The organism is Roseicyclus mahoneyensis, from assembly GCF_003148775.1.
Lineage (GTDB): Bacteria > Pseudomonadota > Alphaproteobacteria > Rhodobacterales > Rhodobacteraceae > Roseicyclus > Roseicyclus mahoneyensis.
In genome coordinates this window covers 1-20,522 of sequence record NZ_QGGW01000008.1, presented here as the reverse complement: position 1 = coordinate 20,522, position 20,522 = coordinate 1, and the positions used below count along the sequence as shown (strand labels likewise).

Below are 20,522 nucleotides of genomic sequence, written 5' to 3'. Positions count from 1 at the left end.
ATGATAAGGTAGAGTAAGGGATGGCGACAGACCATCCGGTCGACAGGCAGACTCGGGCAAGGGCAAAGCAGACCAAAAGATGCTGGAATTCGTCGAGGCTTCGAAATCCTTCTGGACGGGCGAGCGCCGCAAGGTGATCCTCGACCGAGCCTCCTTCAAGGTGGAGCTTGGGCAGTCGCTGGGCATCCTTGCGCCCAATGGCGCTGGAAAGACGACGCTGATCAAGATGATGGCGGGCCTCGAGAAACCCGACGAAGGGCATATCTACCGCGGCGCGCGCATATCGTTTCCGTTGGGTTTCATGGGCGGCATCATCTCCAAGCTGACCGCCTGCGAGAACAGCCGCTATATCGCGCAGCTCTATGGCCTTGATCCCGACTATGTCGAAGCCTTCTGCCGCTGGGTCTGCGGGATCGAGGAATATTTCGACATGCCCGTGGGCACCTACTCGGCAGGCATGCGCGCAAGGTTCAACTTTTCCCTGCTGCTGGCCCTGGATTTCGACATCTACCTGATCGACGAAGGCATGCCGCAGACCACGGATGCCGAATTCAACCGCAAGGCTGGCAGCATCCTTGCAGAACGTTTGAAGAATGCGACGGTGGTGATCGTGTCCCACCAGGCGCAGACGCTGGAGAAATTCGCGCACCGCGCCGCGGTCCTGCGCGACGGCCAATTGTACCAGTTCGACACGCTCGAAGAGGCGAAGCAGCTTTATGACTACCAGACCCAAGGCGCGTAAATTCCGCATCCGGCGCAGCGACGCACCGCAGCCCATGTCGGAACCGGCGGCTGAAGCCGCACCCGCCCGATCGCCGGTCCAGGCGCAGCCTGCGCGCGCGCAGCCCACCTATACCGCCGAGAACCTGCTGGCTGAACCGGCCACCCCCGAAGATGGGTTTGGCGATCTTGCCTTGCCCGGATCACCTGCGGCCGCCCGCAGGGACACCGCAGATGCCGCCACCGTTCAGCCGCAGGAACGCCCTCAACTTCAACCACAGTTCCAGCCGCAAGGAACAGCCAGCGGCACCACAGCCGCCACACCGCAGGAACTGGCCGCCATCCGCGCCGAAGGCCTGACCGGGCGGCAATTGCGCATGGCCCGGCGGACGGCGCAAAAGCACGGGCTGAACCCGACATCTGACTTCGATGCGGTCCGCCTGTTGCGCGCGCGCGGCGTCGATCCCTTCGCGCAATCCAACATGCTGGAACTGGTCGTGGATGATGCGCGCGGCACCCCCAGCCCCGAGATGGCACGGGGCGCGAACCTGCCCGTGCCAACCCAGCCGGTGCAGCCGCCCGCCACGATGGCCCCGCCGGCCCCGCCCCGACCGCCCAGTGCGGACCAGCGCGCCGTCGAGATCATGAAAGTCCAGCGCGACATCGCGCGGCGCCGTCGCAAGCGGCTGGTGCTGCTCGCCTCGCGCCTGTCGATCTTCGTCCTGCTTCCGACGCTGCTGGTTGCCTATTACTTCTATTTCGTCGCGACCCCGCTTTATGCCACCAACACCGAATTCGTGATCCAGAAAGCCGAAAGCAGCGCCGGGTCGGCCGGAGGCCTTGGAGGTCTGCTTGGGGGATCGAGCTTTGCCACGGTGCAAGAAAGCATCGTGGTGCAAAGCTACCTTGAAAGTCGCGAGGCGATGCTGCGGCTGGACGAGGACCTGAACTTTCGCGCGCATTTCTCGGACCCATCGATCGACCCGCTGGTGCGACTGGCGCCGGACGCCGCGGTCGAAGCGGTCTACAGCACGTACCGCAACCAGTTGACCATCGGCTACGACCCGACCGAGGGCGTGATCAAGATGGAGATGCTGGCGACCGATCCCGCCACCAGCCAGGCGTTTTCCGAGGCGCTGATCCGCTACGCCGAAGAACGCGTCGACCAGATGAGCCAGCGCCTGCGCGAGGACCAGATGGCGGGTGCGCGCGAAAGCTACGAGGAGGCCGAGACCCGCGTGGCCGAGGCGCAGGCGCGCGTTTTGGCCTTGCAGGAACGGCGCGGTGTCCTGTCGGCCGAGGCCGAGGTTTCGACCATCTTCCAGCAGATCTCGACCTTCGAGCTTGAACTCCAGCAAGAACGCCTGCGGCTGGCCGAGATTATGGCCGCCTCACGCCCCAATGCGACCCGTGTGCAGGTCGCCGAGAACAACATCGCGCGGCTGGAAACCCTTTTGGCACAATTGCGCGGCGGCCTGACCGAAACCCAGACCGGCGACGCGTCGCTGGCACGCATCCAGTCGGAATTGCTGATCGCGCAGGCCGATCTGGACACGCGGCAGATGATGCTGGCCCAGGCCCTGCAAGCGCAGGAATCCGCCCGGATGGAGGCCAACCGCCAGACCTTGTACCTGTCGATGGGCGTCTTTCCGGTGCAACCAGACCGCGCCGCCTATCCGCGCGCCTTCGAGAACACCTTGCTTGCGTTTCTGGTCTTTGCCGGCGTCTATCTGATGATCTCGATGACCGTTTCGATCCTGCGCGAGCAGATCAGTTCCTGACCAGACAGACGCGGAAGGCCACATGATGAAAACCGTTGACGCAGGCCCGGTGGGCTTTGGCAACGACCTGCCCCTGACCGTGATCGCGGGCCCCTGCCAACTGGAAAGCCGCGACCACGCCCTGATGATCGCGCGCACCATGGCCGAGGCCTGCGCGGCCGTCGGCGCGGGCTACGTGTTCAAGGGCAGCTACGACAAGGCCAACCGCACCAGCCTGTCGGGCAAGCGCGGCCTTGGCATGGACGAGGGGTTGGCCGTGCTGGCCGCCGTCAAGGCCGAGATCGGCTGCCCGGTCCTGACCGATGTGCATGCCCCCGACCACTGCGCACCGGTGGCGCAGGTCTGCGACATCTTGCAAATCCCCGCTTTTCTCTGTCGTCAGACAGACCTCTTGCTGGCCGCAGGCGAGTCCGGGGCTGCGATTAACGTCAAGAAGGGGCAGTTCCTTGCCCCTTGGGACATGCCCAATGTGGTGGCCAAGATCGAATCCACCGGCAATACCCGCATCCTTCTGACCGAACGCGGCGCGAGTTTCGGGTACAACACGCTTGTCACCGACATGCGCTCGCTGCCCGAGATGATGAAGACGGGCTATCCCGTCATCATGGACGCAACACATGCCGTGCAGCAACCGGGCGGTCAGGGCGGCAGCACCGGCGGTCAGCGTGAGTTTGCCCCGGTTATGGCGCGCGCAGCAGTTTCGCTGGGCATTGCGGGCGTGTTCATCGAAACCCACGAAGACCCCGATCACGCACCGTCCGACGGGCCGAACATGATCCCCCTGTCCCGCATGCCCGATCTGATCGCCAGCCTGATGGCCTTCGACCGGCTGGCGAAGGCGGATCCCATCCGGATTTGAGCCACCTCGGGGCGCTGGAAAAGCCGCGTTTAGAAAGCGTGAGAATTGTCGTTTCAGGGTCTTGATCCCCCGCGGCTTGCAGCGTAACTAGCGCGGCACGGTTGGGGTGTAGCCAAGCGGTAAGGCAGCGGTTTTTGGTACCGTGTACCGTAGGTTCGAATCCTACCACCCCAGCCAGAAATCCTTTCGCATAACAAGGTCAACTGGACCATCGCGCCGACCGGCGGAGCGCGGTGGTCAGCCTAAGCCGTGAGCCCCAGCGAAGCTTGGCCAAGTTTTCCTCATCGCTCCCAGAAAATTCGCGCTATACCTTGCACGTGAAACGGTTGTCCGGCGCCCGGAGGAGGGTGCGCGGCACCACAGGGGAGGAACAGGGATGCTTGCACGAATACTCGTTCCCGTGCGCGGGGATGGCATGGGCGAAACCGTACTGGCTCATGCGGCATCGCTTGCACACAGGCATCGGGCGCACATCATCGTCGCCCATTGCCGCGCGCGCCCCGAGGACATGATGCCCCAGGGCCTGTCGCTGCCGTCCTTCGCACGGGCCAACATCGTCGCGCAGGCGGCCGAGTTGGCCAATCAGGAGGAAACGGCGCTGCGAGAGGCCTTGCACAAGATGGCGGGCGCTCTTGACCTGAACGAGACCGACCGGCCCGATGGCAGCCATGCCAGCGTCCAGTTCATCGAGGAATTCGGGCGCATGGCCGATGTCATCAAGCACAACGGGCGGCTGGCCGATCTCATCGTCGTGGCCAAGCCCGACCGAGACCGAAACCTTGGAACCAATGCCTTGAAATCAGGGCTCTTCCAGACGGGTCGTCCGATCCTCATGTGCCAGCCCCATGCCGCGGTCGGACCGCAGTTCGGGGCCCATGTCGCTGTCGCCTGGAACGGATCGCTGGAGGCGGCGCGAACGGTGGCGCTGACCCTCGATCTGGCCAGCGCCGCCGAAAAGGTCACGGTCCTGACTGCCGGGCGGGGCGAGCATCATACGGCAAGCCCAGAGGACCTCGTGGATTACTACCGGCTTCGAGGCATCACGGCAGAGGTGCACAGGTTCGAGGCCCGCAATCCCGGTCTGGCGCTACTGGACAAGACCGTCGAGGCTGGCGCGAGCCTGCTGATCATGGGTGCCTATGGCCAAAGCCACGAGCGCGAGACGCTGTTCGGAGGCAACACACAATCCGTTGTGGACAAAGCAAACATCCCTGTTGTCATGGGTCATTGAAATAAAATTTCGTCACGCAAGGAAATAATACTTGAACATACTCTGTTGAAAGATAATTACCCTCACGAAGCCGCAGCGGCCCGGGGGGAGTTCGGGTCGCGCGGTCGTGTCTTCGATGGAGGAGGAGTTGCCATGTCGATCACCAAACGCGTTTTCCTGACCATGTCCTGCGCGGGACTTCTTGCAACCACACCGATGGCGGCCCTTGCCCAAGATTGGCAACCGCGGCGACCGATCGATTTCGTGATCATGGCGGGCCCGGGCGGCGGCGCCGACCAGATCGCCCGGTTCATCCAGTCGGTGGCGGAACGCTACGACCTGACGAACCGCCCGCTTGTGCCCAACAACCAGGGCGGCGGGTCGGGTGCCGAGGCGCTTTTGCATCTGAACAACACCTCAGATCCCGACCACACGATCCTCGTGACGCTCAATTCGTTCTTCACGACGCCGCTGCGGCAAGCAAACCTCGGCATAGACATCCAGACCTTCACGCCGATCGCGATGATGGGCGTCGATCCGTTCATCTTGTGGGTGCACCGCGACTCGGGCATCACCACCATGGATCAGTTCGTCGAACAGGCACGGTCGATGAACGGCGAATACGTCATGGGCGGCACGGGCACGGGCCAGGAAGATTCGATCGTGATCGCCTTCATGGCCAGCGCCTATGATCTCGAGGTCACCTACATTCCCTATGACGGCGGTGGCGCCGTGGCGCGTGACCTTGCCGGCCAGCAGGTCATGGCGACCGTGAACAACCCCTCGGAGGCCAAAGGCTTCTTTGAATCCGGGGATGTTGTGCCCCTGCTCGCCTTCTCGGACGAGCGGATGCCGGGCTTTCCCGACGTGCCCACGCTGCGCGAACTGGGCCATGATTTCTCGTACTACAACCAGCGTGCGGTCGTCGGCGCGCCCGGCATGTCCGATGAAGCGGCGGCCTATTATCAGACGCTCTTCACCCAGATCTACGAGACCGAGGAATGGCAGGCCTATCTCGAATCCGAAAGCATGTCGCCCCTGTGGATGGATGCCGAGGAGCAGCGCCGGTACTGGGAAACGCAGGTTGAAACCCACCGCGCGCTCTTGGCACAGCTCGACGGCTGATCACCCGTCGATGACGATCTGAAGGACGGCAGGGGGGAGGGCGGCTGAATGCGCTACGCTGAAATCGTGACGGCCGGAGTTCTTGCGCTGTTTTCCATCTACCTGATGGTGAAGAGCACGGAACTGCCGATCGGATTTGTCAGCGGGCGCGGTCCCGGCGGCGGTCTGTGGCCCTTCTGGCTGTCCGGGGTCATGCTGGTGTGCTGCGGCTTCATCGCCTTCAACTGGTGGCGCAAGACCAGCCCCCCCTCGCAGTCGGACGAGCCGTTTCTGGACGGCTACGGTTGGCGCATGGTGGGGCTGGTCGGCGGCGGGCTGGTCGTGTTTGTCGCGCTGATCGATGTGATCTCTATGTATGGCGCGATCGCGGTCTTCTTGCTCTATTACCTCAAGTTTCTTGGCCGCCATTCCTGGGCCTTGAGCCTCGGGCTGGCGGTTTCGGTCCCGCTGCTGTTCTTCTTCTTCTTCGAAGGCGCGATGCAGATCACCATGCCGTCGGGCATGCCCTTCACCGACCCGATCTTCGACATCTTGTACGAAATCATCTACTAAGGCGGGCTTGACCGTGGAAATCCTCTCCCTGCTGGGCAGCGGCATGCTGGTCGCGCTGCAGCCGCTGAACCTTCTTCTGATCCTGATCGGCGTGACGGTCGGCCTGTTCATCGGCGCCATGCCGGGCCTTGGGTCGGTCAATGGTGTGGCGATCTTGCTGCCGATCACCTTTCTCGTGCCTCCCAGCGGGGCGATCATCTTTCTGGCCGCGATCTACTATGGCGCGATGTATGGCGGGGCGATCTCGTCAATCACGCTGGGCATTCCGGGCGCCTCAACCGCTGTGGCAACCACCTTCGACGGCAGACCGCTGGCGCGACAGGGCCGGGCCAGCCTTGCGCTGGTCACAGCGGCGCTGGCCTCCTTCGTGGGCGGCACGGTCGCCAACGTGATCTTCACCGCCTTCGCGCCGGTTCTGGCCAGCGTCGCCCTGTCCTTCGGCCCGCCCGAAATCTTTGCCCTTATGCTGCTGGCCTTTGCCACCTTCGTCGGTCTGGGCGGCGACGACATTCCCAAGACGATCTTGTCGATCTGTCTGGGGCTGGTGCTGGGGGCGGTCGGATTCGACCAGATTTCCGGGGCGCCGCGTCTCGTGCTGTTCGACATCACCGGCTTCTTGCAGGGCATCGGCTTTCTGGTGCTGGCGATCGGTGTCTATGGCATCGGCGAGATGCTCTGGACGATCGAACAATCCCGCGACGAGGCCGAAAGCACCCCCCCCAAGATGACGGCGCGCGGCATGGTCGCCGACGCGGCCGAGGCCACGCGGCGCGGTTGGCGCGGCACGGCCATCGGATCGTGCATCGGGTTTTTCGTGGGCATCTTGCCGGCGGCAGGCGCGACACCCGCCTCGCTGATGTCCTATGGCGTGGCCAAGATGATGTCGCGCAATCCCCAGGACTACGGCCGCGGCACGCCCGACGGAGTGGCCGCGCCTGAGGCTGCGAACAACTCCGCCTCGACCGGATCGATGCTGCCGATGCTGACGCTGGGCATCCCCGGTTCGCCCACGACGGCGATCTTGCTCGGCGGCATGGTGATCTGGGGCCTCACGCCCGGCCCGCGCCTGTTCATCGAGGAATCGGAGTTTGTCTGGGGCCTGATCGGATCGTTCTACATCTCGAACATCGCGGCGCTGATCATCAACCTTGCCTTCATCCCGGTCTTCATCTGGATGCTGCGCATGCCCTTCACGATCCTTGCGCCGATGATCTTCGTGCTCTCCGTTGCCGGGGGCTATGCCGCGACGCGGGACATGTTCGACATCTGGCTGATCTTGATCTTCGGCATCGCCGCTTTTGTGCTCCGCCGTCTGGATTACCCCTTGGCGCCCGCCGTTCTGGCCATCGTCCTTGGTCCGATCGCGGAGCCGACGCTGCGGCAGTCGCTTTTGCTGTCGCAAGGCGATCCGTCGATCTTCTTCACCCGTCCTGTGGCCGGACCGATCACCGTGATCGCCCTGATCCTGATTTTCCTGCCCTTGGTGAAACTGCTGCAGCGCGGGCGCAAGGCCGACAAGACGACCTGAACCGGAAGGCGACTGGTCTATCCGGTGGCAAGAGCCCGAAACAGACCCTAGACGCTCAGCACGGCGTTCACCGCCCGCTTCCAGCGCGTGTAGCGTGCGTTACGGGTGTCGCAGGCCATAGCAGGGGTGAACTGCTGTTCCATCGCCCATGTGGCGGCAAATCCGTCCATGTCGGGCCAGACGCCGGCGCGTGTGCCCGCCAGCCATGCCGCCCCCAGCGCCGTCGTCTCCAGCACAGCGGGCCGGTCCACGGGGGCACCGATGATGTCGGACAGGAACTGCATCGCGTAATCATTCGCGGCCATTCCTCCATCGACGCGCAAGGACGGCTGCGCGCCATCCCGCGCCCAATCGGCCTGCATCGCTTCGAGCAGGTCGCGGGTCTGGTAGCCCACCGATTGCAGCGCCGCGCGGGCAAACTCCGCCGGGCCGGAATTGCGGGTCATCCCGAAAATGGCCCCGCGCGCCTCGGGCGCCCAATAGGGCGCGCCAAGTCCAACGAAGGCAGGCACAAGGATCAGGTCCTGCGCGGGATCGGCGATATCGGCCAGCCCTTGCGTCTCGGGGGCGGCACGGATGACCTTGAGCCCGTCGCGCAACCATTGCACCACCGCGCCCGCGATGAAGATCGAGCCTTCCAGCGCATAGGTCGGCTTGCCGTCAAGCTGGTAGGCGATGGTTGTCAGTAGCTTGTTGGTCGAGGCGACGGCGGCATCCCCGGTGTTGAGAACCGCGAAACAGCCGGTGCCATAGGTCGATTTCATCATCCCGGGAGTGAAACAGGCCTGTCCGATGGTCGCCGCCTGCTGATCGCCCGCAACGCCCAGAATGGGGATTTCGCGCCCGAACAGATCCGCGCGCGTCATCCCGAATTCGGCGGCGCAATCGCGCACCTCGGGCAACAACGCCATGGGAATGTCGAAAAGATCGCAGATCGTGCGGCTCCACCGGCCCTTGTGGATGTCGTAAAGCATCGTGCGCGCGGCATTGGTGGCATCGGTCACATGCGCGCGCCCGCCCGTCAGGTTCCAGATCAGCCAGCTGTCGACCGTGCCAAAAGCCAGTTCCCCCTTACGCGCCCGGTCGCGCGCGCCATCCACGTGGTCGAGCAGCCATTTCACCTTGGTGGCCGAGAAATAGGGATCGGCCAAAAGCCCTGTGCGGGCGGTTATCATCGGCTCATGGCCACCCTCGCGCAGCTTGGCGCAGAAATCGGCGGTGCGGCGGTCTTGCCAGACGATGGCGTTGTGGATCGGCTTGCCGGTCGAGCGGTCCCAGATCAGGGTCGTCTCGCGCTGGTTGGTAATGCCGATGGCCGCGATGTCAGACGCATGCAGGCCCGCCTTCTCAATCGCGGCACGCGCCGTCGCGGCCGCGGTGGCCCAGAGGTCGGAGGGGTCATGCTCCACCCAGCCGGAGGCAGGATAGTGTTGCGGAAATTCCTCCTGCGCAAGGCCGACGATCCGCATTGCGCTGTCGAAAACGATGCCGCGGCTCGACGTCGTGCCCTGATCGAGCGCCAGAATATGCCCCATGTCCGTCCTCCTCCCCCGAATTGGTCCGTGACCCGGTTTCAGCTTACGCGGCCGCCCCTGTCCAGATCACACCAGCCCGCCGCCGGCGCGCCGTGCGGTTCGGGGCTGATCCGCTGCGTCCTGCGTCGGATGGCCAGCCATCCAGTCCCCCAGCGCGCGCGCCTCGGCCGCGTCCAAACGCAGGCCAAGCTTGCTGCGACGCCACAAGATATCCTCGGCCGAGCGGGCATATTCGTGGCGCATGAGCCAGACAACCTCGGCCTCGGTCAAGGTCGCGCCGAAATCGCGCCCCAGCCCGTCCGCCGTGCTGGCATCGCCCAGCACCTCGCGCGCTTGCGTCCCGTATGCCCGGATCAGGCGGCGCGCCCAGACATCGGTCAGGAACGGATAGTCGTGCATCAGGTCCCCGATGAGGGCGTCGACCTTGTCATGGGGAAAATCCCCGCCCGGCAAGGGCACGCCCGCTGTCCATGCGCCCGCGGCGAGCGGCAGGTGCGCCCCGATCTTGTCCAGCGCGGCTTCGGTAAGACGGCGGTAGGTCGTGATCTTGCCGCCAAAGATGTTGAGGACCGGCGCCCCCGTCGACCGGTCGACCTTGAGCGTGTAATCGCGGGTCGCGGCGGTGGCCGAGCTTGCGCCGTCGTCATAGAGCGGGCGGACGCCGGAATAGGACCAGACCACATCCGCGGGCGTGACAGGTCGCTTGAAATACTGACTGGCAAAGGCACAGAGGTAATCGCGTTCCGCATCGGTGCAGACCGGTTCTTGCGCGGGATCATGATGTTCGGCATCGGTCGTGCCGATCAGCGTGAAATCCTGCTCATAGGGGATGGCAAAGATGATCCGGCCATCCTTGCCCTGAAAGAAATAGCATTTGTCGTGATCGTAAAGCTTGCGCGTCACGATATGGCTGCCGCGCACCAGCCGCACGGTTTCGCGGATGTTGAGACGCAGCTTGCCATGTATCACATCGCCGACCCACGGTCCCGCGGCATTCACCAGCATGCGCGCGCGGATCGTTCTGCGCTCCTCGCCTTGCGCAATTGTGACATGCCACAGCCCGTCCAGTGCCTCGGCCGAGATGACCTCGCTCCGGGTCAGGATGGTGGCGCCACGCGCCTCGGCATCGCGGGCGTTCAGGACCACAAGGCGGCTGTCCTCGACCCAGCAATCGGAATACTCGAAAGCCTTGGCAAAGCGGTCGTGCAGCGGCGCCCCCTCGGACGTGCCCTTGAGCGACAGGGTCTGCGTCGCGGGCAAGATCTTGCGCCCGCCGAGCCCGTCATAGAGAAACAGGCCCAGCCGGATGAGCCATGCCGGGCGCCGCCCCTTCATCCACGGCAGGACCAAGGACAGGAGCCTTGAGGTGGGCGTTGCGCTCTCGAACCGCATCTCGGCGTGATAGGGCAGCACGAAGCGCATGGGCCAGCTGATATGGGGCATGGCGCGCAGCAAGATCTCGCGCTCCATCAGCGCCTCACGCACCAGCCGGAATTCGAAATACTCAAGGTAACGCAGCCCGCCATGGAACAGCTTGGTCGAGGCCGACGAGGTCGCGCCGGCAAGATCGCCCTTCTCGGCCAGCACCACGGACAAGCCCCGCCCGGCAGCATCGCGCGCAATCCCGCACCCGTTTATCCCGCCGCCGATGATCAGCAGGTCGCAAGGGTCACTTGCGTGGTGATGCCGTGCCATCCGCGCCCCCTATGATCCGCGTCCGTTCCTACACGCAGAATAGCGAAACCGAACCATATCGCACAAGAACGAATGAATTTTCACAGTTATATTTTCGCTATACAATAAATCGAACCAAAACGGTCTAAATGTTTCTTTTTTGTTCCGTATTGCCTGACCGACGCCCGCGGAAATACCCTCGATACGAAAATACACGCGACCAGCGGCGCGAATCATTCCGCCGCCCGGAGCCCTCCAATGTCGCAAAGCCTGCGCCTGCCCGAAATCCTCAGCATCGCGCGGCGCGATGGGCGGGTCTCTGTCGACGCGCTGGCGGATCATTTCAACGTGACGCTGCAGACGGTGCGGCGTGACCTCTCCGAACTGGCCGCACAGGGCAAACTGGAACGCGTGCACGGGGGTGCGGTGCTTCAGTCGACGATCACCAATATCGGCTACGAGGACCGGCGCGGCCTGCATGACGCCGCAAAGGCCGCCATCGCCGCGCGCTGCGTGCGCGACATCCCGAACGGGTCCTCGCTGTTTCTCAACATCGGCACCACCACCGAGGCGGTCGCCCATGCCCTGATGAAACATCGTGACATCATGGTCCTGACCAACAACATGAATGTGGCCAACATCCTCGTCGAGAACCCGGCCTGCGAGATCATCGTGGTGGGCGGGCTGCTGCGGCGATCCGATGGCGGTCTTGTGGGCACGATCACGACGCATGCGATCCGACAGTTCAAGTTCGACCTTGCCGTGATCAGCTGCTCGGCCCTCGATGGGGATGGTGACATGCTGGACTACGACATTCAGGAGGTCGGGGTCAGCCAGACCATCCTGAGCCAGTCGCGCCGCAGCTTTCTGGTCGCGGATCGGTCCAAATTCCAGCGCCGCGCCCCTGCGCGCATCGGGTCATTGGCCCAGATCGCCACCTTCTACACCGACGCCCCCCCGCCGCCCGCGCTGTTGGAGGCCTGCCGCGGCTGGGGCACGAGGATCGTCTGCACCGACAAGGACGAATGATCCGACAGCTTCAAGTCGGCGCTTTTGCGCCGGGCCTACGATCGACCTTTCATCTCGCTGCGAGGAGCGGGCGAGCAATGGCTCGCGTTCTTGCATGTCCCAAGCCGCGACCACGTCGCAGCCATACAACTTGGGCCGCGGCGGCCATGTTGAACAGCGTATGGGCACCGCCATTGCAGGCCATTTCGAGACGGATCCGGACGTACCGGAGCGGCAAGGCAGGGTCTTGACCGACGATACAGCCGTTTTCGGGCGACCCGAGCAGGACGGAGCGCGGGAAGAAGACCGATGGGCATGGGAGAACCTTCTGTCCAACGACCCCCTTCTTCGGTCTTCACGACGGCTTCGGGATAGCATGGTTGCGGCCTTGAAGCGCGGCGCAGGGCGCGACACGCATGTTCACGAGTGTGGCACTTCCACTGCCCCATGACCTCGGAACGGCCAGTTTCTTCAGGTTCGACCGAATGGAGAATTGACAGCCGGTCAGCGCGCATCAACGCTGCATGCATTCAGGACTGCCGGGAATCAAAGTTTCGATATCCAAAAAATTTTGATTGCTTCACAGGCAAGTGGTGAGTCAGGCGGGTAGTAATGAGTCTTGCGGGTAAAGGAATTTCACCTCTCACGAGGCCATTGCACTGCATGCATGGGTGGCCCGGACTGCATCCATTCGACCTACATAGGCACAACTCCGGTCGCAGCAGATGCCGCGATTTCGGGGATGGGATCGTGCCAATTTGGTGGCGCTGGTCGGATTCGACCTGTCGCCCGACCGTTGCCATGACCGGCCCGCGGTCGGCGGCGCCCAGAGCGCCCAGAGGGCCGCAACCCTCCATCGGCAGCCTTTGACATGCTGATCCGTCGCGAGGCTCTCGACACTCTTCAGAAGCTTATCGGGGGCAGCCCCGAGGACCTCGAAGACCTCGTGCGCGGCTTCTTCGAGGAAGGTCAAACGATGCTGGACGACGCCAGGGCCGCGGCGGCAACGGGCGACGAGGTCGTTCTCAAGCGCGCGGCGCACAGCCTCAAGTCGAACGCGCGCGAGCTCGGCGCGTTGGGCTTTGCCGATCTGTGCGCCGCGATCGAGGTCGACCTTATCTCCGGTCAGACGGCCAGCGACATGACCGGGCGGGTGGCGGCGCTGCTAGCGCTCTGGCCCGATGTCTGCGCGGCGCTCGAAGCCGAACTCGACCGATAGGCCAGAGACATGGGCGCGCGGGTTCTTGTCGTCGATGACAGCGCGTCCAGCCGCAGAAAGCTGGTGCTGGCGCTGCGCAATCTGGGTCACGATGCCACCGAGGCCGCATCGGGCGAGGCGGCTCTGGCGCAGATGGCTGGGGCCGAACTTGACCTTGTGCTGCTCGACATCTTGATGCCGGGCATCGACGGCTTCGCGGTGCTGCGGCACATGCAGGCCGACCCGGCGCTGGCCGAGATCCCCGTTCTGGTCATCTCGGGGCTCGATGGCGACGCGGACAGTGTGGCGCAGGCGATCGAGCTTGGCGCATCGGATTTCTTGCCCAAGCAGTTCGAGCCTGCGGTGTTCCGCGCGCGGGTGCAGTCGTGCATCGAGAAAGCACGCCTGCGCCGGGCCGAGCTTGACCATCTGCGGCAGGTCGACAGGCTGATCACGGCGGCGGAACGGATGGAATCCTCGACCTTCCACCCCGACCGGCTGGGACTGACCGAGGTGGCGGCGCGCGCGGACGCGGTCGGGCGGCTGGGCCGGGTGTTCCGCGACATGGCCGAACAGGTCTACGACCGGGAGCGGCAGTTGCAGCGCAACATCCGCACCGCCAAGGGCACGGCGCTTTTGCTGTTCATGGGAGTAATGGCAGGGTTGGAGGCGCCGATCTCGATCTTGCTCTATGCCGAGACCGAACTGGCGCTCGGCCTTGCCTTTTGGGTCAACCTCGTAGCTGGCCTCATCTGTTTCTGTGTCGCACTTGCGCGCGGCAAGGTCGGACCCCTGACGCACACGTTGCTGGCTTTCCTTTTCGCCTGGGCAGTGCTGAAGGGCTTGAGCACCGTCATCATGCTGGAAGCGGCTGGGCGGGTAACCGGTATCATGTTGTCCATCATCCTCGCGCTAGAGGCCTTTACCGTCTTCCTGATCGCGGCCCTGATGCGGATCGAAGAAACCTCGACCCGGCGCTTTCTGGGGCTTTTGGCGGGCATGGCGGGCGTGCTGTTCTTGCTGGTTGCCCGTGACCGGATCGAGGGCGTGAACGACTGGCTCTGGATCCTTGTCGCACTGACCATTCCGGTGATGTACGGATTGATGGATGTTTTGTTGGACCAGCGGCACCCTGCGGCGCTGGACCCTACAGCGGGCGTTGGTCTGATGTTGCTGATCTCGGCGGCGCTGACATTTCCGGTGGCTGTGCTGGGTGGGCAATTTTTCGTGCTTTCCCCCGCCATGGGACCGGGCGCGTTTCTGATCGTGTTCGAGGGTCTACGCACGGCGGCGGTCTATGTGAGCTTCGTCTATCTGATCGCGGTGGCGGGTGCCGTCTTCGGCAGCCAGGCGGCCTATGTCTCGACCGCTGCCGGCATCGGCTGGAGCATCTTGCTGCTGGGCGAGGCGCTCAGCCTCGTGACGCTCACCGCGCTGGCCCTGATCTTCATCGGCCTCGCGATGGTCGGACCAAAGCGCGAGGCCGAGGATGTCGAGGTGCGCTTTGTTCCCCGCCGCAAACGGACGGGGCAAGGCCTGCCCCCCGCGGAGGTGCCTGCAGACCCGTCTTCCGCACAGGAGCGCATGCCATGAACACGCCGACGCCGCAGAATGACGAGCGGCCTGCGCAACTCCCGGCACGGTTCGCGCCCGTGACCGAGGCGGCACGGCGTCTGTTGCCCGATTGCTGGTTGTTCGTTGATCTTGTCGAGGGCGGGCGGCTGCGCCCGCTGCCGCCGCTTGGGGGCCCGGAGGGGGCCGAGGTCACGCGGGCCGCCACCGTGCCGATTGCCGAACGGACCAACGAGGCCGGAGCCGAACTGCCCTTCGGAACCGCCGACGCGCCTGGCCTTGGCGGCATCTGCCTTCCCATCGGCTCCGGGGATGAACACCTCGGCGTGCTGACGGTCGCCCGCCACGCCGCCGCAGCCATGGACCCGGCTGAAACCGACGCGGCGCGTCTGGTCGCGGCGCTGGCCGCCGAGGGCATCCGCAGTACGCGATTGGCCGAGACCGTCAGCGCCCAACGCAGCGAGATCGAGTTCCTGTCCGAGATCCAAGGGGTTCTGACCGCCGGTCTCGACCTTGACGGCGTGTACCGCGCGATGGGCGACCGGGTGCGCCATACCCTGAGGGCCGATGCCACCGAAATCCTGATGCTGGATCCCGAGACCCGCATGATCCACGTCCACTACTCGTTTTTCAAAACACGGTACATGACGGTCGACCCGTTCCCCCTCGGCCTCGGGATGACCTCGCAGGTTCTGACGACAGGTCAGCCGGTGCTTCTGAACACCAAGGAGGAACAGGCCGGTATCTCCTACCTCCTGTTCGAGGAGGACGTCACCGAAAGCTACCTTGGGGTTCCGATCCTTGTGGATGGGAAAGCCATTGGGGTCGTCAGTGTGCAGTCCTATCGCCCCTATGCGATCTCGGATGTGGATGTGCGGCTGTTGCAGGCGCTGTGCGGCAGTCTTGGCGTGATGATCCGCAGTGCGCGGCTGTTCGACGAGACGCAGCGCCTGCTGCGCCTGACCGAAAGCCGCAACGCCGAACTGGCCTACATGGCCGACATCCAGTCCGCTCTGGCCTCGGGTCTCAGCCTCGCGCAGATCTCGGAGGTGGTGGGCGACAAGATCAACGAGATCTTCGATGCCCATGTGCTGGACATCGGCCTTTACGACGAGGCCAGCGATGCCTTCCGCTTTCCCTATACGATCGAGCGCGGCATTCGTTATCCCGACGAACCCTACCCCCGCGTCGGGTTCCGCGCCCATGTGCTTGCGACCGGGTCGCCGCTGCTGATCGGCAGCGACGTCGAGGCAGCCGGCGTCGCCTACGGCAATCCGCCGGTCCGGCAGGGCGAGCCTGCGAAATCGCTCGTCTTCGTGCCGCTGACCCGCGACGGGCAGACGCGCGGGGTGATCTCGATCCAGAACCTCGACCGCGAGAATGCCTTTGACGAGGATGATGTCCGGCTCCTGTCCTCCATCGCCGCCGCGATGAGCGTGGCGCTGGAGCGCACCCGACTGGTCGAAGAGACAGAGCGGCTTCTGGCCGTCACCGCCTCCGACCTTGCCCGCATGCGTGAGTTGGAAAGCTCTCTGGTCGTCGCCAAGGATGCCGCCGAAAGCGCCAACGAGGCAAAGAGCACCTTTCTTGCCACCATGAGCCACGAGATCCGCACGCCGCTGAACGGGATCATCGGCATGTCGCGGCTGATGCTGGAAACCGAGTTGACGCCAGAACAGCGCGACTTTTGCGGCACCATCGACGAGGCCGCCGAGACGCTTTTGCGGATCATCAACGACATCCTCGACTTCTCCAAGGTCGAGGCCGGCAAGCTGGAACTCGATCCCACGCCCACGGACCTGCGCCAGTGCATCGAAGGGTCACTCGACCTCATCGCGTCGCGCGCCGCCGAGAAAGGGCTCGACCTAGCCTATGTGATTGATCCGGCCCTGCCCGTTGCCATCCTTGTCGATCCGACGCGGCTGAGCCAGATCTTGCTGAACCTGCTCAACAATGCGGTCAAGTTCACCGACGCGGGCGAGGTGGTGCTGACCGTGGAGGGCGCGAAGGTGGCGGGCAGCCACGTTGCCGCGCCCCTGTGGGACTTGCAGATCTCGGTCCGCGACACCGGCCCGGGCATCCCCGCTGACCGCATGGACCGGCTCTTCAAATCCTTCAGCCAGGTCGACGCCTCAACCACCCGGCGCTACGGCGGCACCGGCCTTGGCCTGGCGATCAGCCGCCGCCTTGTGGAACTGATGGGCGGGGCGATCCGCGTCGAAAGCGAAGCCGGCAAAGGCTCGGTCTTTGCCTTCACCCTGCGCGCGGCCGAGGTCGCGGCCCCCGCAGCACCGACTCCGACCGGCAGCCTCCCCGCAGGGGCGCGGCTTCTTCTCGTCGACGATTCCGCGACCAACCGCCTGATCTTGCACCGCAATGCCCAGTCCTGGGGCGCCACGGCGCTGGACGCCGCGACCCCGTCCGAGGCGATCGCCCTGCTCGCAGATGGCCCCGCGCCGACGGCGGCCATTCTCGACATGCGGATGCCGGGAATGACGGGACTGGAACTGGCCGACGCGCTTCGCGCCATGCCGGGCGGGCGCGACATGCCGATCCTGCTCTACAGTTCTGTAGCACTCCTGTCGCCCGAGGAACGGATGCGGCTGGAGCGGCTGGAGCGGGCGGAACTTCTCGTCAAGCCGATCAAGCCGCGCCAACTTCTGGCGGCGCTGGTGCGGCTGGTCGAGGGCGAGGCGGCAAAGGCTCTCCCCCGCGCGCCCGCTCAAACTCCTTTGGAAGCCAGCTTCGCCCTGCGTTTCCCGCTGCGCATCTTGCTGGTCGACGACAACGCCATGAACCGCAAGGTCGGAAGCAGGGTTCTTGCGCGGCTCGGCTATGACATCGATCTGAGGGAGAACGGGCTGGAGGCTGTGGCAGCCTGTGCCGCCAAGCCCTACGACCTAGTCTTGATGGATATCGAGATGCCGGAGCTTGACGGCATCACCGCCACGCAACGCATTCGGGCGGACCTGCAGTCGGGACGTCCCTGGATCGTTGCCCTGACGGCTAACGCGATGGCAGGCGACAGGGAACGCTATCTGGCGGCCGGAATGGACGATTACGTGAGCAAGCCCTTGCGTGTCGAAGACCTGATGTCGGCAGTCGAGCGGGCAGCAATCGCACCCGGCGTCTCCCGCTGAACTTTTTCCCTTGTCACGCCCTCGTATCGCCGACGTCGAGCGCATGATTTGGCCTCGACGGGTCGGGGCTATGAATGCGGCTCGGACAACCGCGAAAGTCGCGATGGGCCGATCTTGGAAAAAAAGCAGGGCGGCGCTCGTAGACAGCCGACAGTCGGCTTTACGTCGGCCCACGACCGCTTGGACGTCTACAACCTGAAGATCGGGTAAAGTTATCTCGAACTATTCCGAATAATTATTCAATAACCGTGGCTTATTTTTCGCCACATGGCAATCAGTGCACAGATCCAGCGGAAATCGGGGCAAGGATTTCGCAAACCGATGCACCAGACAACAAAAAACCCGCCGAAGCGGGCTTGGATCTGTCGGCGCGAGAGAGGGTCAGACGCGGGCGTTCTTCCGTACGACGGTTTTGGCCTCAACATAGACGCACCGGATGCCGACCTTTTCAGGATGGCGCCAAATGCCGCTCTCTCCCGAAAGACCACCAGCGAACAACTCGCCGAAAGGCCCTGCCCCATGCTGACAAGCGTAGGCAATCGGGTGATGCTCCGGAGGGTTGGGAAGCGGAAGTTTCGGCAGGCGACCCAGCCGCTCCAGAAGGTCATCCAGATGATCTCTGCCGAAGACCTCATGACGGACGGATCCGCGGCTCGTGCTGGGAACAAGAGGTTTGAGGATACCGTTGCGATAGAGGATCTCAACCTGCCTCTTGCTGGCGTCGATGTACGCCAGACCATCCGACAAGGACACCGCGGTCTTGAAGGCGTCGATCAGACGCATCGTCCTTTCGACCTCGAACACCATGTTGCGCAATCGCGGCTCAGATACCGGCTAGGGGATTTCACCCATCTTTTTCAGGAGGCGGGACAGGCGCGGCCGTTCTATCCCAACTTCGGCAGACAGGCTCTGCAGGTTGTGAAACCGTCTTTCGGTGATCTGTAAGCGGTATTCCAATCACACCGTGACGGCGTGATTCCACGGGAGCAGGTCGTCGATCAGGCTCTGCTTGTGGCCTTGAACGATTGCAGTGAGCGAGGCAATGACGGCCCAGTTGTCGGCACCGGCGTCGTGACCTGCAAAGAGGGCGTGCTTTCGGTTCAGTGCGATGGGGCGGATGGTGCGTTCGACGGTGTTGTTGTCGATCTCGATGCAGCCATCGGTGAGGAAGCGGTCAAGGCCCTCGCGGTATTGCGCGATGTAGGCGAGCGCCTCGCCCAAGGGCGATTTGGCCGAGGCGCGGGCACGGTGGTGGGCCAGCCAGTCGTCGATGCGGGCGAGGATCGGGGCGGAGCGGTCCTGCCGGACAGACAGGCGGGTGGCAGGGTCGCTGCCGCGGATCCCGGCATCGATGGCGTAGAGATCGCGGATGAGGGCCACGCCTTCCTCGGCAATCGGCGCGGGTCCGGTGCGCGTGATCTCGATCAGCTTGCGGCGGTCATTTAGGTGCCCACCCCATGGCTTCCAACTCCTGCCTCACCTCTGGCCAATCTGCCGGATGGAAGGGGGTCATCGAACTCCGGACGTCCGATTTCGTGAATCGGCATTCCGCCTGAGCAAGGTCCAGAACACCGCGGCGGATGATGTCACCAGGAAGGATGTTCTTGGCAAGCTTGACGCTTTTCCCGAAGATCGACGGCCACACTGTCACCTTCGCACCGGGCCGGGGTACGTCACGTCGGGGTCCACGAGCACAAGGGGCGGAGATCGGCCTTGCGGCGGCGCAGCACGGCAGCCGAACAATCTTGCGCAAGCGGACAGTCGCCACGCGCACTGATACCCATGGCAGTGAGTGCGACAGGCCATGAGATCGGGGGGTGACGTTGCCCCCTCCACCCAATCCAGTTTGAGATAGAACCTGCCCCAACTCGTGGACACAAAATGAGACCAATGCGCCATCATTCCATGGGCGCACTGGCATATTAGATTCAAACCAAAATGGCCTCTGTGGCGGCGCGCAACTGCTCCTCGGTCACGCCATCTGCCAGTTCCAGCAGCTTCAGGCCGCCCTCGACCACTTCAAGCACGCCCATGTTGGTGATGATCAGGTCGACCACCCCCGTGCCCGTCAGCGGCAGGGTGCAGGATTTCAGAACCTTGCTCTCGCCATGCTTGTTGGCGTGATCCATCACCACCACCACGCGGCCCACGCCCGCGACCAGATCCATCGCGCCGAGGATCGCCATGGCGATCTTGCCGCCGCGGATCATGCCAAAGCTGGTCGCGCTGTCGAAATAGGCGGTGTGGGGCAATTCGGTGATGGTCTGCTTGCCGGCGTTGATGAGGTCGGGATCTTCCTCGCCCTCGATCGGAAAGGGGCCCATGCCCAGCATCCCGTTTTCCGATTGCAGCGTTACGGTCATACCGTCGGGGATGTAGTTCGACACCAGCGTCGGAATGCCGATGCCAAGGTCCACATACATCCCGTCGCGCAGTTCCTTCGCGGCACGGGCGGCCATCTGGTTGCGGTCCCAAGCCATCAAAGGGCCTCCCTCTGGCGAACCGTGCGCTGTTCGATCCGTTTCTCGTGTTCGCCCTGGATCACGCGATGCACATAGATGCCGGGCAGGTGGATGGTGTCGGGGTCGAGGCTGCCGGTCGGCACGATCTCCTCCACCTC

At 64.0% G+C, this 20,522-nt stretch carries 16 protein-coding genes, 1 tRNA gene and 1 pseudogene; 12 read left to right on the top strand and 6 right to left on the bottom strand.

What is annotated here, in order from left to right:
• The first annotated feature begins 79 nt into the window (after positions 1-79).
• From C7455_RS14990 to C7455_RS14955, 8 genes are all read left to right on the top strand, one after another.
• A complete protein-coding gene (locus C7455_RS14990) occupies positions 80-742 on the top strand; it encodes an ABC transporter ATP-binding protein (protein WP_109669592.1) in 663 nt (220 codons plus the stop codon).
• Positions 717-2,501 carry a KpsE/RkpR family capsule polysaccharide export protein gene (locus tag C7455_RS14985; protein ID WP_109669590.1) on the top strand — a complete coding sequence of 595 codons (1,785 nt, stop codon included), beginning with the start codon at positions 717-719 and terminating at the stop codon, positions 2,499-2,501. The genes C7455_RS14990 and C7455_RS14985 overlap by 26 nt, the downstream gene beginning before the upstream one ends.
• Before the next feature lie 25 nt (positions 2,502-2,526).
• On the top strand, positions 2,527-3,360 hold the full coding sequence (gene kdsA / locus C7455_RS14980; RefSeq protein ID WP_109669828.1) for a 3-deoxy-8-phosphooctulonate synthase: 834 nt from the start codon (positions 2,527-2,529) through the stop codon (positions 3,358-3,360).
• Between the two features lie 102 nt (positions 3,361-3,462).
• Positions 3,463-3,537: transfer RNA gene (locus C7455_RS14975), tRNA-Gln, on the top strand.
• A gap of 199 nt (positions 3,538-3,736) precedes the next feature.
• Positions 3,737-4,591, top strand: a complete 855-nt coding sequence (locus tag C7455_RS14970; protein WP_109669589.1) for a universal stress protein — start codon at positions 3,737-3,739, stop codon at positions 4,589-4,591.
• Between the two features lie 132 nt (positions 4,592-4,723).
• Positions 4,724-5,695: a Bug family tripartite tricarboxylate transporter substrate binding protein gene (locus tag C7455_RS14965; protein WP_109669587.1), complete on the top strand. Its 972-nt coding sequence runs from the start codon at positions 4,724-4,726 to the stop codon at positions 5,693-5,695.
• A 48-nt stretch (positions 5,696-5,743) separates the two neighbouring features.
• Positions 5,744-6,247 carry a tripartite tricarboxylate transporter TctB family protein gene (locus C7455_RS14960; RefSeq protein ID WP_109669586.1) on the top strand — a complete coding sequence of 168 codons (504 nt, stop codon included), beginning with the start codon at positions 5,744-5,746 and terminating at the stop codon, positions 6,245-6,247.
• Between the two features lie 13 nt (positions 6,248-6,260).
• Positions 6,261-7,775 (top strand): tripartite tricarboxylate transporter permease, encoded by a 1,515-nt coding sequence (locus C7455_RS14955; RefSeq protein WP_109669584.1) that lies wholly within the window; start codon positions 6,261-6,263, stop codon positions 7,773-7,775.
• A gap of 47 nt (positions 7,776-7,822) precedes the next feature.
• Here C7455_RS14955 and glpK read toward each other — a convergent pair whose 3' ends face one another.
• Together glpK and glpD are read right to left on the bottom strand one after the other, a co-directional pair.
• Positions 7,823-9,310 (bottom strand): glycerol kinase GlpK, encoded by a 1,488-nt coding sequence (glpK, locus tag C7455_RS14950; RefSeq protein WP_109669583.1) that lies wholly within the window; start codon positions 9,308-9,310, stop codon positions 7,823-7,825.
• A gap of 66 nt (positions 9,311-9,376) precedes the next feature.
• Positions 9,377-11,005, bottom strand: coding sequence for a glycerol-3-phosphate dehydrogenase (gene glpD / locus C7455_RS14945; protein WP_109669581.1), 1,629 nt, complete (start codon positions 11,003-11,005; stop codon positions 9,377-9,379).
• Positions 11,006-11,242: 237 nt separating this feature from the next.
• On the opposite strand from glpD, the gene C7455_RS14940 reads away from it, so the two are divergent.
• From C7455_RS14940 to C7455_RS14925, 4 genes are all read left to right on the top strand, one after another.
• The gene (locus C7455_RS14940) at positions 11,243-12,013 is read left to right on the top strand and encodes a DeoR/GlpR family DNA-binding transcription regulator (RefSeq protein WP_109669580.1); all 771 of its coding nucleotides are present in this window, start codon (positions 11,243-11,245) and stop codon (positions 12,011-12,013) included.
• A gap of 850 nt (positions 12,014-12,863) precedes the next feature.
• A complete protein-coding gene (locus tag C7455_RS14935; RefSeq protein ID WP_109669578.1) occupies positions 12,864-13,211 on the top strand; it encodes an Hpt domain-containing protein in 348 nt (115 codons plus the stop codon).
• Between the two features lie 9 nt (positions 13,212-13,220).
• A complete protein-coding gene (locus C7455_RS14930; protein WP_109669576.1) occupies positions 13,221-14,783 on the top strand; it encodes a response regulator in 1,563 nt (520 codons plus the stop codon).
• Entirely contained in the window at positions 14,780-17,902 is a 3,123-nt protein-coding gene (locus C7455_RS14925) for a response regulator (protein WP_109669575.1), read from the top strand. The genes C7455_RS14930 and C7455_RS14925 overlap by 4 nt, the downstream gene beginning before the upstream one ends.
• A 381-nt stretch (positions 17,903-18,283) precedes the next feature.
• Here C7455_RS14925 and C7455_RS19955 read toward each other — a convergent pair whose 3' ends face one another.
• From C7455_RS19955 to C7455_RS14905, 4 genes and pseudogenes are all read right to left on the bottom strand, one after another.
• Positions 18,284-18,685: a hypothetical protein gene (locus C7455_RS19955; protein WP_146200016.1), complete on the bottom strand. Its 402-nt coding sequence runs from the start codon at positions 18,683-18,685 to the stop codon at positions 18,284-18,286.
• 174 nt (positions 18,686-18,859) lie between these two features.
• Positions 18,860-19,339 (bottom strand): annotated as a pseudogene (locus C7455_RS14915) (IS66 family transposase); the annotation flags it as partial.
• 491 nt (positions 19,340-19,830) lie between these two features.
• Complete coding sequence (locus C7455_RS14910) at positions 19,831-20,382, bottom strand: CoA-transferase (protein ID WP_109669571.1); 552 nt, start codon at positions 20,380-20,382, stop codon at positions 19,831-19,833.
• Positions 20,382-20,522 (bottom strand): CoA-transferase (locus C7455_RS14905; protein WP_281269419.1); only part of this gene is annotated, 141 nt, incomplete at its 5' end. The genes C7455_RS14905 and C7455_RS14910, both read right to left, overlap by 1 nt.